This window comes from Anaerobacillus sp. ABR4_321 (assembly GCF_056158505.1).
In genome coordinates this window covers 3,674,532-3,691,029 of the sequence record NZ_JBSWTK010000001.1, presented here as the reverse complement: position 1 = coordinate 3,691,029, position 16,498 = coordinate 3,674,532, and the positions used below count along the sequence as shown (strand labels likewise).

Sequence of the window (16,498 nt, the reverse complement as noted above, 5' to 3'; positions counted from 1 at the left end):
GCAGGTTACCTTTCAAAACCTTAACGCTTCAATTTTAATATGGACATGATTATTAGAAGCTTTTCCTAACTGGAAGAGCTTCTTTATATTGGAAAAAACGATGTCATGGAATTCTATTTCGGTCATAACGTTATTACGTAGAAGTTTAACTTTTTCTAAATTCTTACTTCCGGATTGGGCATTCGTGCGTATAGTAAAAAGATTGAATCCTATTGGAGGTGTTCGTGTGCCGTTTCCTAATAACAATCAGTTTACGCCGATCTTGGTGGGTGGGGAGGTTTATGCAGATTTAATCAAGGATATGAATCCATCTCAGACTGATATCGTTGGGGATGAGAGCAATCCGTCGTTTTATTATGCCTATGATACGATCAACGTCTATTTTCGCATGCGGGTCAGAGCGGATCCACGTAACCGGTCAAAAACGTCGTTTAAACGAAATGCATGGGGCGTGCTGCTCAATACTTCAGGAGTAGCTGGAACCTACGACTGGATGCTTGCAGTAAATGGATTGAAAAATCGCGTGAATTTAATTCAAAACGTAGACAAAGAATTTAACTCATGGAAAGACTCAGCCGAAGGAACGAATGGAAAAGGGGAGCCGAATTTTCAACGACAGATTATTAACTTTGATGTTGCGAGGGTAGTACAGGCGGATACGACGTTTGGGGATTCACAGAACTTCTTTATTGATTTTCTTATCCCAGCTTCTACTTTTTTCTCTTATCTAGATATCAAGCCAGCAGATCCAATCCAAATGGTAGCTTTTACTGCTACAAATAACAACAACTATAACAAAGATTCATTACGTACAAAAGAAGACTATGAATTTAAGGATGCTCTTTCTGATCCAACGACGGTGAACGATGGGAATGTAAAAGCAAACCTGCAAATCACTAAGACGATGATCTCAGGTCCTACTGAACCAGTAGCAGGACAACACTATGAGTGGACCGGTAGAATCACGCTAACGAATATAGGTAAAAGTCAGGCGACGATCTTGAACGTTGTGGATGTAGTCGCCCTTGATGTCGTGTCCGTTTTTCAAGCTACATCCGTTTCTCAAGGATCGACTGCTTATAACGAGGGGAATAAAACGCTCACGTGGACGGTTGGAGACCTTGAAGCAGGTGAGAGTGCAACCTTAGATTTTATAGAAAATGGCTTGTTTTATACATCCGGAAACCAGGTTTTGAATGTCGCAACAGGCATCGGATTTGATTTGTTTACAGGTCAGGAGCTGGCGATCGTTCGGTCACCGGTTACCGTCGATGTTCAGGCAACGGGTGGCGTCGCTGGAAACGTGCTCAATCAGGTGAACGGACTTCCAGAAGAAAACGTTTCGGTGCGCTTGCTTTCCGGTGCAACGGAAATAGCCACAACGCAAACTGATGCGTTTGGGGATTACAATTTTACGAATATCCCGGCAGATACGTATACGCTTGAGTTTTCAAAAGCTGATTTTAACGGTGTTACAAGAGTTGTAGAAGTCACGGAAGACAACGTTACGATCGTAAATCTCTATCTTGCCCCTGTACTAGGAAATCTAGCTGGGACCGTTAATTCAGGCGGTGTTCCGATCTCAGGTGCAAAGGTAGCGATCTCGAACAATATTGGGCAGGAAATTCTTGCGACGACGACAAACGGTGCAGGTGAATATACGTTAAACAACCTTCAGCCTGGTCATTACGTGATGACGGTCACGGCTGATGGGTTTCAGTCTCAGTCGATCGGGAAAGATGTGATCTCGAACGCCACAGCGACGGAAAACTTCTCGCTAGCTCCAAACCCTGGAATAGTGGAAGGCACGGTGACGAGCGATGGGGTGCCGATTGCCAATGCAACGGTCGACATCATCGGGTCGACAGGCCTTGTCGTTGCTTCAGCTACGACAGATGCAGCTGGTGAATGTGTCATCAACCGCCTAGCTCCTGGCACGTATCGATTCAGAGCAAAAGCAGCTTCTTACCAGACCTTTAACGTAGGGTTTACTGTTCTTGCAGGTCAAACGGTTGAGGTAGATGTTGATCTTCTTCCTAATCCAGGTTCACTCGAAGGTCGGGTGAAAGATGAAGACACGAATGAAGATTTAGAAGGCACGACTATTAAAATAACGAACGCCTTCGGATTAACGATTGCGAACGCGACGACGGATGCGAGCGGGGAATTTGCAGTTGGTTCACTCGCTCCTGGAAACTATGTTGCAACGTTCGCTTCTGATGGCCACGGAGCGAAGAACTTCGGCTTCTATATTCGGTCTGATGAGACAACGACGCTCGACTGTTTTCTGAAGCGTTTAACGGGAGTTCTGGCTGGTACTGTCGTATCGGACGGAAGTCCAGTAGGAGGCGCGAAGATCGATGTGGTCGCGAACAACGTCGTCGTCGCAAAAACCGTCGCAAACGATGACGGTACCTATACGATTAGAGGACTTTCTCCTGGGCGTTACACGTGTATTTTTACAGCGGATGGTTATTCGACAACAACGTTAGGTGCATTGATCAGCAATAATCAAACGTTTACCCTCGATGCTGAGCTTCAGCAGATTTTTGGGTCGTTAACAGGGTCTGTAACGACAGATGGAGGCGACCCGCTTGCTGGAGCCGTGGTTCTCGTGAATAACTCTGATTCTGATGTTCTCGTGTCGAGGCGCGTCACCGACACGAACGGAGACTATTCAGTGAGTGATCTTAATCCGGGAAGCTATTCGATCACAGCCTCATTTCCGAACTATCAATCGTTATTAGGCGGAGCGATCATTACTTCTGGAAATGAATCAGAGCTTAATTTTTCACTAACACCTAATCCATCCACCATTGTCGGAACGATTATCAATGAAGAGACGGGCGATCGTATTACAGGTGAATCGATCCAAATGCAGCTGATCGACTCGAACGGCGTGTTGCTGTCCACAACGTTCTCAACGAATGAAGGGGAATTTACGTTTGAGAATGTGCTCGTTAATACGTATACGATCAACGCGAATACAGACGCGTACCGTAGTTCATATGCGAGCGTGAAAACAGAGCCTGGTCAAACGGTGACAACAAGCGTAGGGCTTGTCCCATTACCTGGGTTTATTACCGGTACGTTACGTGATGCGGACACGAATTTGCCGATTGCCGGTGCAACGATCAACATCAGTAATGCACTTGGGTTTCAAGTAGATTCATTGATTACGAGTGGAAACGGGGGATTTTTTACAGTAGGGCTGCCTGCAGGAATTTATACGATGGCTGTTGTCGCTCAAGGATATGAAACGGCATTGATCGGAGAAATCGTACCATGGGGTTTTACGAAGAGCATCGATATCGAATTAAAAGCAAATCCAGGTTCAATCATCGGAACCGTTACGCCGGTAGCTGAAAATTTAATCGTTCAGCTATATTCGCTCGATAACCAGCTCGTAAACGCAACCGCGGCTGACCCAACAGGTGCATATCAATTTGAAAATTTAGCGCCTGGAAACTATATTTTAAAAGCTGCAGCACCGAATTATTCCGTTGCTTGTACGGGGGCTTTCGTAGAATCAGATACCGTTTCGAACGTACCCATGACGATTAAGCCAAATCCAGGTTCGATCAGCGGAAACATCGTGAATGATTTAGGTACGACATTAGCGAACGTGACCATTTCGCTTCTCGATGAAAATGAAACGCCGATTGCATACGGAAATACGGACGTTGATGGGAACTATTTTATCAGCAACGTGCCACCAGGAAGTTATGCTCTCATCGCGAAGCTGATGATGCATACGACGACATCAGGAACAGTATCCGTCGAAGCGGGTCAAGAGGTGCAAAACATCGATTTTGTCATGGCGAGGGTACTCGGAACGATTTCAGGCGGGGTCTCTGATTTTCAAACGGGCGAGGTCATCACAGGAGCTTCAGTTCTTCTTAGAAACAGTCTCGGAATTCTCATCAAGTACACCACAAGTGATCAGTTCGGAAAGTTTCTGTATCGAAACATCGGTCCAGATTCCTATACGATTACGTGTTCGGCACCGAATTATTCAACTGAGATTACAGGTGTAATCGTACCGCCTGGGGAAACGACAGGTGCGAACGTAAGACTGAAAACAACGGTTGGAGATATTCAGGGGCAAGTTGTTGATGAAAACGGTGATCCGATCAGTGGAGATAACATCCAGCTAAAGTTACTCGGGGCAAACAAAGAACTGTTGCAAGCGCTGTTGGCAAATCCAGATGGTTCGTTCGTGATTCCAAGTTTGTCGGAAGGAACATACTTTGTTACCGCAACATTAGCAGGGTATACGGCAAACCTTGTGTCTACGATCATCACTGCGGGTGAAGTAAGCAATGCGACCGTTCAGCTTTCACCGATCCTTGCGACGGTTGCCGGGAATGTCGTCGATGCGAATACAGGTGCCCCGATCACAGGAACCGCTGTTTTTCTATCGCTCACAAAGAGCACGGGCGTTTTTGTGTCGAGTATCTATCCGAGTGAAAATGGTGTGTATCTATTCGATTCGGTATTGCCAGGTTCCTATTTATTGAACGTGAATGCAGAGGGATATGGGAACGAAGTCATCACGGTTACCGTTCCGCTTGAAGGCGTTGAAATGGATATCGCTCTTGAACAGAACCCGGGTGCGGTCACTGGGTTCGTGACGAATCAATTATCGAGTGAACCGTTAAATAATGCAGTCGTCACGGTAAACAATTTCGGTAAAACGTTAGAAAGTAAAGTAGTAACAGATAGCTTCGGTCAATTTACGTTCCCGAATTTATCGCCAGGTTTATATCGTGCGATCGTTGCTGCTGAAGGGTTTTCAAGTCAGAGTGCTACGTTTGAAATCTTACCAGATCAAACGACGTCTTTAAGCTTTATTATTACGCCAGAGCCAGGTGATCTGATCGGTACCGTAACAGATATTGAAACAGGCGATCCGATCGGTGGAGTCAACATTCAAGTGCGTTATTTAACACCGACTGGCCCTGTTTATGCGACAACGTTGACAGATGCTTCGGGTGTGTATCATACCCCTGGATTGTTTGCGGGAACGTATACGGTGATCGCTTTCGCAGAAGTGGGTTATGGTTCTTCGAGTGCGTCCGTTAAAGTTCCTGCGAATGGATCGCGGACGTTAGATTTCGAGCTCGAACCGTTTCCTGCGATTGCAGAAGGAACGATTCGCGATGAAACGACTGGTGAACCAGTGCCAAATGTCTTTGTGAGGTTACTAGATATACACGGAAGTTCCATTCAAACAGTGAACTCAGATATGAACGGTTTCTATCGTTTTACGAATTTCACAGCGAGTCAGTACTTGATCTCTGCTATTTCACCGAATTACCAGCGTGTGCAAGTATCGATCAATCCGCTTCCGGGTGAAACGGTCGTAAGCGATATCTTCTTCACACCTGAACCAGGTGGCATCTCGGGGATCATTCTCGATGCAGAAACGGATTCACCGTTAGTTGGAGCACAGGTTGAAGTGTATTCTCCAGGATCCACTGTACCAGTAGCGCGTCGAACCGCAGGAGCGAGCGGAGACTTTTCGATCACTGGGGTATTTCCAGGGTCCTTTTCGATCAATGCGTACACGATTAATTATAGTCAAGAAATAAAGGGGATCACCGTTGAAGCAAACGAAACCACGACGTTAGAATTCCGCCTTGTCCCAGATCCTGTTACAATTTCAGGCACAGTAGTGGATGATACCGGTCAGCCATTAGGAAATGTCAGTGTACGAATTATCGATGAAAATGAAGTCGAGGTAGGGAACGGGATTTCAGATATTGATGGGAACTTCTCGGTGGGTAATCTGCCTCCAGGTTCTTTCACAGTTATAGCAGGAATCGATGATTATGCAGAGTTTACAACGGGTGTATCGGTTCCACCAGGAGGAGAGTACAGTGATCTCACGGTTGTCATGATCCCTCTCGGGGGAACATTTACCGGGAGCGTCGTTAATGCATCAACTGGTGAAGGGATCCCTGGTGTGTTGATTTCCGTGAGTACACCTGAAGGAATTCCGATCATTTCTACAAACTCTGAAACGAACGGTGAATTTGTATCGCCGCTTTTATCGCCTGGCATGTACACCGTCATCGCGAGCTCACCATATTTCGTTCAAGATCAGACAGGGGTTATCGTTGTATCCAATCAGTCGACAGAGATCAGTTTTTCACTTGAAGAAGTCGGTGGCACCATCTTTGGAACCGTTGTTGGAGTGGACGGCGATCCGATCGAAAATACTTCGATCGCTATCAGGGTGTTAAACGACAACGGTGCACTGCTGCAGACGCTCCAAGCTTTATCGGATGGAACGTTTGAAGTCCTGAACCTTCCTTCTGGATCATATCGCATCAATGTGATCGCGGATCGCTATCAAGCAGCTACAGTCGGTGCGATCGTAGAGAATGGAGAGATAACGGAGCTAACCGTTCCTCTATCTTTAGCGGGAGGATCGATTCAAGGTACGATCACCGATACGAGCGGCGCGCCGCTTCCGGGAAGCTTTGTTGAGGTAACGAATGTGAATGGCGTCCTCGTTGCGACGATCACGACGGATCAGAATGGAGAATTTCTTCTTTCAGATATTAAGGTAGGGCAGCTCAATGTAAAAGCCACTGCCCCTGGCTATGGCGCTACAACGATCGGAGTGATCGTGGAGCCAGCTGAAACATCATCTGTTCAACTCGCTCTGTCAGAGATTACGGGTACCATTTCAGGTGTCGTCACAGATACCGATGGGACGCCGATCGGCAATGCGACAGTCACCGTGACGGACGGTACGAACACGTCAGTCGCAACGGTTATTTCAAATAGCGATGGCTCTTATACGATCCCTCAGTTAGATCCTGATCAGTATACCGTGACCGCTAGTGAAAGCAGTACCGGTGCAAATGTTGTAACAGGAACAGTAACTCCTGATGGAGAGACTGTCGTAGATATTTCATTGATTCCGACAGGCGCAGTTGTTCAAGGAACGATATTGGATGTCGGCGGGGAGGTCGTTGTAGGAGCAACGGTGGAACTGAGGTCGGTCAGTCCGTTCGGGCCGGTCATAAGTACGGTTTTGACCGATAGTGACGGAAATTACGATTTCGGTACGATTTCGAATGGAACGTATACCCTCGTCGTCACCGCTGAGAATTATGGAAGCGAAAGCGGCTCTGTCCTTATCGAGGCAGGTGTGCCAACGATCCAGCAATTTGCACTTGCGCCGGATCCATCTAGCGTGGAAGGTGTAGTTACGACTGACGGAGTTCCTGCACCGAATACAGTCGTGCGATTGTTAGATATCACGGATACAAATCTATTCGAGGTCCAAACGGATGCAGAGGGCAGGTATCTCATTCAAAACATTAATCCTGGTATCTATTCACTCGTGGTCAACAATCCTGATTATCAATCTGAAAAGCAAGGGTTTACGATCGGAGCTGGGGAAACAACAACCGTTAATTTTGATCTCGTCCCACGTCCGAGTGCCATTTCTGGAAGGGTTCTGAACACACAAACGAACTTCCCTGTGAGTGGTGCGATCGTGCAGATTCTCTATGGAGATAGCGTGCAGCCATCAGAACGAGCGGTTACAGATCCTGCGGGTGAATACACCGTTACAGGTCTTGCACCTGGTGCGTACACGGTCATCATCACCTCCCCGAACTTTGATACGTTCACCGCCGGAGCAACTGTTGCAGCGAATGAAACAACAACGATCGATGGCTTTCTCACTCCAGATCCTGGTGTCGTGACGGGAACAGTCGCTGGACCAGACGGAGCGGTAGCGGGTGCTTCAGTAAAAGTCATCGATCCGAACGGCAGCGTTATTGGATCAGGTGTGACGGATGCGAACGGCACGTGTTCGATTGGAAATCTGCCGGAGGGAATTTATGTTGTTTCCTGTACTGCCCCTGACCATGAAAATTCAAAGCAGGGTGTAGCGATTACACCAGGAGAAGTGGTGACGGTGTCGTTTGAACTTGGAGCAAACAATGGATCGATAGATGGAATCGTAACAGATGCAGATGGTAATCCTCAACCTGGAACCGTTGTGAATATCGTATCGCCTGATGGAACAATTGTTGATTCCGTTGTAACAGATGAAGAAGGATTTTATACCATTCAGAATCTAGAGCCTAAGACGTATCAAATCATTGCTGATAAACCTAATCAACCAACCACATCAGTAGGGGGAATTGTAGAACCAAATGACACCACAACATCTGATGTTCAAACGCCTGAAGCGTTTGGAAGTATTACCGGAACGATCACGAATGCTGATGGAGACGTGCTTACAGATAGAACCATTCTGGTCAATTTGTTTGACCAGAACGATGCCTTGATCACGTCAGTTCAAGCAGAGACGAATGGCACGTACACGATACCGGACATAAAAGAGGGCAACTACCTTCTTACTGCGACAACCAAAGGGTTCAGTCCAGCAAGTTTTGCCATTCCGGTCGAAGCTGGTGAAGAGAGCACGCTCGGAGTACCGTTGAGTCCTCGTGCTGGCGGATTATCCATTCTCGTTGTCGATGACGTAACGAGCACACCTGTAACGGGCGTCGTGACCAATGTGAAAAATGAAACCGGCATTCCGATCACGTCAGCTGTGACAGACCAGGATGGAATCGCTGTTGTTGAAGACTTAGAACCAGGGACAGTGGTTGTTTCAGCAGCCGCATCTAATTATACGAACTCCTCGCAAGGAGCGATTATTGAGCCCGGTGTTACAAAAGAGGCCACCTTGGTTCTATCTCCTGAAACCGGTGATTTGGCAGGTGTTATTACAGATGCGAACGGTAATCCGATCGCAGGTGCAACCATTCAGATCCTTGATTCGAAACGTTCCGTGATCACGACGGTGTTAACGCAGAGCAATGGAGCGTATAAGGTGTTCGACCTTGCGCTAGGCATCTATACGATGCTCGTGAACAGTCCAGGATATGAACAGCAGTCGTTAAGTGCAAATATTTCTTCAGGTGAAACGACCGCGACGAGTATCTCGCTTCCATCCGTACCAGGATCCGTGAAGGGTGTTGTCACAGATTCCGAAACAGGTGCGCTTTTATCGAGGACGAACGTGGAGCTACGTCTGATTAGCTCCTCAGGTCCAGTCATTGCATCCACGTTGACGGATTCACAAGGCATGTATGTACTTCCAGACATTGAAGCGGGTAACTATACGGTCGTTGCGAGCAGTCGCTTCTACGGTGACGACGCTGATGCAGTATCTGTTGAGTCTGGTGAAACCACGTTTGCTGATCTTCAGCTTTCCGTAACAAAAGCAAGTGTGGTAGGACGCGTGACAGGAGAGGGTACGGAACCTTTAGCGAATACGCTCGTTCGAATATCTGATCAAAATAAAGTAGTTGTAGCAGAAGTTCAGACGGATGCTGACGGGAACTTCCAGTATGAAGGGCTGAACCCTGGAGAGTACAACATCTCAACGATCAACCCAGATTATCGAGCGAACGTCGTATCGTTCCAGGCTGAACCTGACGCCCCGACTGTCGTGAACAGTGCACTCGTAGCGATTCCAAGTCGATTTACAGGACTCGTTACAGATGCTCAAACAGGTCTTCCGATCGTAGGTGCGATCGTTGAAGTGTTCGATCTCATCAATCGCCCGGTTGCGGTTGCGCTAACGAACATCAACGGAAGATACACGATCACAGGACTCAGTGATGAAACGTATGCACTACGAGCATCAGCGCAAGGATATGGCTCTGAAGGAAGGCAGTCCACGTTGTTTGTGAACGATACGAATGTAGAGAATTTTGCGCTTGGAAAGGCTGCAGCATCCATTTCAGGTACAGTACGATCTGCAACGACGGAGGAGCCGATTACTGAAGCGACCATCAGTGTTTTCGATGAAGAAGGCGTGCTCGTTGGAGACACATTCACAGATGAAAATGGTGCGTATACGATTGGGAACCTTAGCGCAGGGACCTTTTCGGTCGCAGCCGATGCGATCGATTATCTAGAAGATCGGCAGGTAGTGGTGCTAGCAGCTGGTGAAGAGCGTCAAGGAGTCGATTTTGCACTTCGCCCTGGTGAGGACGGAGGAATCGCTGGCCGGGTAACTGACCGAGGAACAGGAGTACCGATCGATGGTGTGTTGATCAGGCTTTATAATGAAGATGGGACGCTGGTTCGAGAAGTGAGAACGAACGAAGAAGGAGTTTATTCACTTTCTGGTCTTCCTGTTGGCATGTATGAAGTCAGGGCGACGAGAGCAGGATATGAACCGTTCAGCACGACCGTTCGCGTTCGTCCGAATGAGGAAGTCCTCCTTGAAATCAGCTTGGTCTCAACGTCACCAGTGCCGCCACCGGTTCGTGACGAGTATTATATTACGACGAATAGAGGAGAGTTCTTACGATTAGATGGAGGGATGGTTCCAACGCTGTTCAGGATGGAGAGCATCAATGAATCAAGAGGATGTGGAACGTTCTCGTATGTAAGTGAAACGGGAGCGAGGAGAACGATCACGCTCGATCTGTCTTCAATCACGATTAGTCCAGTAAGAGAATAACAAGTAGCCCAGGGACGTTTGTTCCTGGGCTTTTTCATTTTTATAACGAAATACGGCCCTCGTTTTATAAGCAAAAAAGTTGTATGCTACAGGATAGAGATTCTTTATAAAGGAGGACGGCAGATGAGCCAACCCGATTTAGAACGGATGTGTGAGATATGTGGGCTCGGTAAGCAGACCACGCTACCTGAACGGATTCATGGCGGGCTCTTACACCGGATGTATGCTGTTTTGACTACGAAAGGCAAATACGCGATTAAAGTGTTGAACGAGGAGGTCATCACGAGACCTTCTGCTGTAAAAAACTTCTTGAATTCAGAAGAAGTGGCAACGGTCGTGTCGAACGAGATCCCAGCCCTTCCTGCTCTGTGGCTTAACGGTACGTTCCTTCAACAGCTCGATGGACAGTACTTTCTTGTTTACGACTGGATTGAAGGAAAAAGCCTCAAACCGGTGTCGATCACGAGTGACCATATCAAAAAAGTTGGCGCGCTGCTTGCAGACATTCATCGGACTGATTTTTCCACGTTACACATCCCGTTTAACATTGAGGAAAGTGAGGTGACGGACTGGGAGTACTACTTGCACCTCGGTAAAGAAGCCGATGCGCCTTGGGTTCCGCTATTTGCTACGTATGTAGAGAACCTTTACAGGTGGACAGCGATGGCGAAGAAAGCGTCCGAAATCCTTTCCTCAGAAGTAGTGATCAGTCATCGGGACCTTGATCCTAAAAACGTGCTTTGGTCAAACGGTGAGCCGATCGTCATCGATTGGGAATCGGCTGGGTATATCAATCCGATGCAAGATCTTCTTGAAACGGCTGTTTACTGGGCGATGACGGGGGAAGGAAAGATCGACAAAGAGCGCTTCTTCTCATTCATCGACGGCTATAAGAAAACGTGTGAACCGTATGCCGACTGGAAAAAGGTACTCGCTACAGGCTTTTCAGGAAAGCTTGGCTGGCTAGAGTACAACCTGAAGCGTTCGCTGAAGCTAGATGGGTCGTTGGATGAAGGACATAAAATGGGTACAGACCAAGTGCTGCAAACGTTAAACGAGATCAAGCAGTATGCCGATTCCATGCCGACGCTCGAGAACTGGTTGCAGGAGAAGGATAGAGGTTAAGGCGGGGGCGCAGCTTTTCCTATCGCTTCCCTGCGATCGATTGATACACATGATACCCGCTCGTCGACACGCCGATCGTACCAGCACCTGGGAATACGCTATCACCGCAAAGCCATAACCCATCGAGTCCTGTTCGATGCGATAGGCTATTGAACAAGCTGAATTCGTTCGTTTGTGGAAACCCACCGACCATGCCGTTCGGTCGTTTCGTGAATCGCTCCCAAGCACGAGGGGCACCAGCCATCATCATGTCGATGCCGCTTCTTACTTCAGGGATCACACGCTCGACGCCACTCAGAACTTTTTCCGTTAAGAAAGCTTTGTACTGATCGTATTTTTCTTTCGTATCCCAGCGATGAAGCTCTGTATGGGTGCTCACAGTAAGTGTTCGGTAACCTTGTGGTGCACGTATCCGGTCCTTTGAGCTTGAAAGAGAGAGAAAGAGGTGGTCCCCTTCTGTCATGGTTCCGCCTTCAACTAATACTTGATTGAAAAGAGCTGTGTATTCTGGAATCACGTACTCCTCGATCGCAAGGTACATCGTGAACGCTCCCCACTGCGAAATTCTGCTTCTTTTTTGAAGCTTGTTCGGAAGCTCAAGTTGAAGGGGTTCTGAGAGGAGAGGGACGAAGCTCTGTACTGGGAGATTACAGATCAGATGATCCGCTCTCCAGTTCTCTCCGCGCTGATCGACCGCGACCCACTTTTTCTTTTCGCGGCGAATCGTTTGAATGTGTTTTCGTTTAAACGTTTTGCCACCGTGCTCTTCAATATAAGACTGCAGTTTTTCAGCGATAGAGAAGAGGCCGCCCTCCGTGTAGTATGCGCCTTCATGGTAAATATCGAGTGCGAGCGCTCCCATGAGTGCTGAACATTCACCGCTCGTTGCCTGCATGCTGTCGATCAACTGACCATCGATAAAATGGCGAAACGCATGCGCTTCATGAAGGTGATGTTTCTTTAAAAGATCGCCCATCGTTTTCCGTAAATAAGGGAGAAGCTTTGGAGTTCCAATGTTGACTGAGAAGAGCAGTTTTCTCCATTCCGTCATCGTGACGGGTGGCAGCACGGGCAGAGGCTTGATTAGTTTCCGTATTTCAGCACCTATTTTCCACACTTCCTGATAGAACGAGACGATTGCTTCCGCATGATCAGGAAACTGAGACGTACATTCAGCGAGGTGCCGGTTTCGATCAGCATAGTAAGGCATAACAGAAGAACCGTTATACACTCTCATGATTTCGTCTAATTTTACAAACGGAATTGAAAGTCCAAGTTCATCAAAAATGCGGTGGTGAACGCCGCCTTCCTCAAACCCCATCCCCATCGTCGCACCGACAGGAAACAGATAGTCCTTTCGGCTGAACTTACCGGCAGAACCGCCCCATTCGTTCGACGCTTCTAGCACCGTCACATTATACCCGTCCTTTGTGAGTAACGCCCCGGCAGTTAATCCACCGATTCCGCCCCCGATGATCGTGATATCCAAACGAATCCCTCCAAGATTTTCCGGTACTTATATGTTCTATTATAAAGGTGAATCGGACGAGTTGCATGGTTTATGTGTGCTATGATCTGTGAGAAATACTGCTCAATTGCTGAAAATTCATCAGTAGTACGAGATAATGAGGTGGAACCTAGAAGAGGAGGATCGTCTCATGCAAAGTGGTAGGAATCTTGATTTACAGAGTCAAATGGAAATGCTAGAAGACATCGTACATAAAAATGAAACGATCGAACGTGTATTGAACGTTGCGCATGCAGAATTCGAACATTATTACATCGGAGCGGGAAGCATCGTTCAAACGGTGTGGAATCGTTTATCTGGAAATCCGCTGAATCATGGCATCGGTGATATCGACATCATCTATTATGATGAAGACTTGAGTCGAGAGAAGGAAAAGCGTATGGAAGAGCACTTGCAAGCGTTACTTCATGACCTGCCGCTTGAAATTGACGTGAAGAACGAAGCAAGGGTTCATCTTTGGTATGAAGAGAAATTCGGGAAGAAGATCGAGCAGTACGAATCGCTTGAGGACGCCATCAACAGCTGGCCGACGACGGCAACGGCGCTCGGGGTCAGGAAGGATGACGAAGGGAATTTCAGAATCTACGCTCCGTTCGGTTTGAACGACCTTTTTACAATGACGGTTCGAGCAAATAAAACGATGGTTACGAGAGAAGTGTATGAAGCGAAAGCTGCGAAGTGGACGAGCAAGTGGGATCTTCGGGTGATTCCGTGGGAAGATGCATAAGAAAAAGCCTGGTCTAGTGACCAGGCATTTTTGCTACATAAACATGCCGACGAAGATCGCAGTGATAAAGGAAGCAAGCGAACCTCCAATGATCGCTTTTAAACCAAGTCTCGATACTTGTGGACGCTTCGAAGGCTCAAGTGAACCAAGACTGATGATGAGCTGACCAATCGAAGAAAGGTTTGCGAAGTTACAGAGTGCGACAGACAGCATCGCGACCGTTTTCTCAGTAAGTTCGCTCTCTTGAGACGTTAAATCCTGAAACGCTACAAACTCGTTGATCGACATCTTCGTTCCGATGATCGACGCAGCACGGAACGCTTCGTCGAGCGGGATACCGACAAGAAGTGCGAATGGATAGAAGACGTAGCCAAAAATCGTGCTTAGGTCGGTCCCAACGAAACCGAGTAGTCCGTTGAGGAGCGCAAGAATACTGATGAACGCGATCAGAAGACCACCGATATTCAGGGCTAGCGTGACACCGCTAACGGTTCCATCTGCGATCGACTCGAACACGTTCGCATGATCTGAACGCTTCATCTTCACGTTATCGTTCGTTTGGGATACTTCCGTTTCTGGCTCCATGATCTTTGCGATCACAAGGGAGACGAATGGAACACTGAACACGGAGATCAAGAGATACTTGATGTCGACACCCATGAGGGAGTACCCGACGAGAATCGCGCCACTCGCGGAAGCCGTTCCTCCGACCATAACGGCGAAGATCTCTGAACGCGTTAAGATTTTTAAGTATGGTTTAACGAGAAGCGGTGCTTCAGCAAGGCCGAGGAACGAGTTCCCAACTGCGTTAAACGATTCGACTTTTGTTGTGCCCATCAGTTTTCCGACCGTCACACCGACGATCTGTACGATGAACGGGATGACGCGTAAGTAGTAAAGAGCAGAGACGAGTGCTGAGATAAAGATGATAACGGAAAGTACGTTGATCGCAAACACGAACGTTAACTCTGTTTGCTCGTACAAACCGCCGAACACGAACTGAATGCCTTCGTTACTATAGTTGATGACCTTTTGGACGGCTGCAGATGCTTTTTCAAGAAACGCCTTACCTGCCTCAACTTTTAGTACGAAAAGAACGAAAGCCCCCTCGATTGCGAGTCCGACTCCGATCGTTCGCCAGTTTATTGATTTCTTATTGTTACTGAGTAGCCATGCGATACCAAGAATCCCCGCAATGGATAATAGACCAAATATGATGCTCATGGTGATGAAATCCCCCTGAAAGAAGTGTTGCTTCACAAAAACAGATCTATAAAAAAAGCCGCACTTATGGAAAGTCCGGGTTCAGGAAGAATGAATAAGGCTTAGGCGTTGTGAACAACGAATCAGCTTACCTTCCCTATAGTCCTGCAATTCATGGTTGCAGGGTAGAAACTTATCGGACCGTATTTCCAAAACTATATAGAGAAATGATGTGAAGTTATTTTAACAATCTAGCAGATGCAAAAGGGGGTAGCAATACCTAGTCTAATAGTAACAATGTTAGAAAAATTCAGTGGAGATATGTAAGCGTTCGACAAAATGTGACCTTTTGTGCGAGGCGAGGATCAGGGAAGTGCGAGGGGATGGTAGATAGAACGTTTTCATAGATTGAAGCGAAAAGGGAGTGGGCTGGAACAATTTGCTTTTTAAGTTTTTAGCTGTGGTAAAAAGAAAAAAGCTCCTCTTGATGAGGAGCCTTAGTGAAGAGCGTTACGTTTTTGGGAAGGTGAAACCTTCTCCGAACACATCACGCACGTCGTGTACGACGACGAATGCTTTGTCATCTGCTTGTTGAATCATCTTCTTCAACAGGAACAGCTCCTGTTTGTTGATGACCACGTACAAGATGTCTTTCGATTCATTCGAGTAGTGACCGCGTGCATTGATGATCGTCACGCCGCGATCCATCTCCGCGCTCACGGTTTCAGCGATCGCAGCGGTGTTATGCGAGATAATCGTAACGGCTTTTCTCGTATCGAAACCATCGATCAAGTAATCGAGTATCTTCGTACTGATATAGATCGAGATCCCTGTGTACATCGTATTCTCGATTCCGATGATGAAGGATGATCCCATCACGACTAAGATATCGAACACAAACATCGACGTGCTGACACTCCAGCCGAAGTGCTGGTTCAGCATGCGCGCAACGATCGTCGATCCACCTGTCGTTCCACCTGAACGCAGGACGAGTCCAAGTCCAATCCCGATGAAAACACCGGCAAACACTGTACCAAGCATGATGTCGACTGGGTTACCCATGTCTTCTGTTAGATGGATGAATAGAGATGTGAAGAAGATCGCGAGCATCGTATACCATGTGACGCGTTTGTTGAGCACTTTATATCCGATCGCAAGGAGCACACCGTTCATAATAAAGTTAGTAAGACCTGGTGACCATCCGAGCACGTAATAGAGTGCCATCGAGATACCCGTTACGCCACCTTCACCAAGTTCGTTTGGGATCGCGAACCAGTTTACACCAAGCGCAAAGAACAGTGAACCGATGATGATCAGCGTTATTTCTTTTCCTGTATGATTCATAGTATCAACTCCGTTCGAGAGGGGGACGTGGGGACAGGTTCCTTGTCCCTGTGCCCCC

At 47.4% G+C, this 16,498-nt stretch carries 6 protein-coding genes and 1 riboswitch; of the genes, 3 read left to right on the top strand and 3 right to left on the bottom strand.

Translation table 11 applies throughout. From position 1 onward, the window contains the following. Positions 1-226 precede the first annotated feature (226 nt). On the top strand, positions 227-10,513 hold the full coding sequence (locus ACXADT_RS19355) for a carboxypeptidase regulatory-like domain-containing protein (protein WP_474832427.1): 10,287 nt from the start codon (positions 227-229) through the stop codon (positions 10,511-10,513). A 123-nt stretch (positions 10,514-10,636) separates the two neighbouring features. Beyond that, positions 10,637-11,638 carry an aminoglycoside phosphotransferase family protein gene (locus ACXADT_RS19350; protein WP_474832426.1) on the top strand — a complete coding sequence of 334 codons (1,002 nt, stop codon included), beginning with the start codon at positions 10,637-10,639 and terminating at the stop codon, positions 11,636-11,638. A gap of 19 nt (positions 11,639-11,657) precedes the next feature. Here the strand turns inward: ACXADT_RS19350 and ACXADT_RS19345 are convergent, their stop codons facing one another. Further along, positions 11,658-13,127 (bottom strand): FAD-dependent oxidoreductase, encoded by a 1,470-nt coding sequence (locus ACXADT_RS19345; protein WP_474832425.1) that lies wholly within the window; start codon positions 13,125-13,127, stop codon positions 11,658-11,660. A 169-nt stretch (positions 13,128-13,296) separates the two neighbouring features. Here ACXADT_RS19345 and ACXADT_RS19340 point away from each other — a divergent pair, with 169 nt between their 5' ends. Next, positions 13,297-13,893, top strand: coding sequence for a nucleotidyltransferase family protein (locus ACXADT_RS19340; protein WP_474832424.1), 597 nt, complete (start codon positions 13,297-13,299; stop codon positions 13,891-13,893). Positions 13,894-13,926: 33 nt separating this feature from the next. Here the strand turns inward: ACXADT_RS19340 and ACXADT_RS19335 are convergent, their stop codons facing one another. Further along, the gene (locus ACXADT_RS19335; protein WP_474832423.1) at positions 13,927-15,117 is read right to left on the bottom strand and encodes a NupC/NupG family nucleoside CNT transporter; all 1,191 of its coding nucleotides are present in this window, start codon (positions 15,115-15,117) and stop codon (positions 13,927-13,929) included. Positions 15,118-15,236: 119 nt separating this feature from the next. Further along, a riboswitch (purine riboswitch) is annotated at positions 15,237-15,339 on the bottom strand. A 267-nt stretch (positions 15,340-15,606) separates the two neighbouring features. Beyond that, a complete protein-coding gene (locus tag ACXADT_RS19330) occupies positions 15,607-16,440 on the bottom strand; it encodes a YitT family protein (RefSeq protein ID WP_270181057.1) in 834 nt (277 codons plus the stop codon). Positions 16,441-16,498 lie beyond the last annotated feature (58 nt).

Coding starts and splice junctions, on each gene's coding strand:
- ACXADT_RS19350 (WP_474832426.1), top strand. CDS start 10,637: ATGAGCCAACCCGATTTAGAACGGATGTGTGAGATATGTGGGCTCGGT.
- ACXADT_RS19340 (WP_474832424.1), top strand. CDS start 13,297: ATGCAAAGTGGTAGGAATCTTGATTTACAGAGTCAAATGGAAATGCTA.
- ACXADT_RS19335 (WP_474832423.1), bottom strand. CDS start 15,117: ATGAGCATCATATTTGGTCTATTATCCATTGCGGGGATTCTTGGTATC.
- ACXADT_RS19330 (WP_270181057.1), bottom strand. CDS start 16,440: ATGAATCATACAGGAAAAGAAATAACGCTGATCATCATCGGTTCACTG.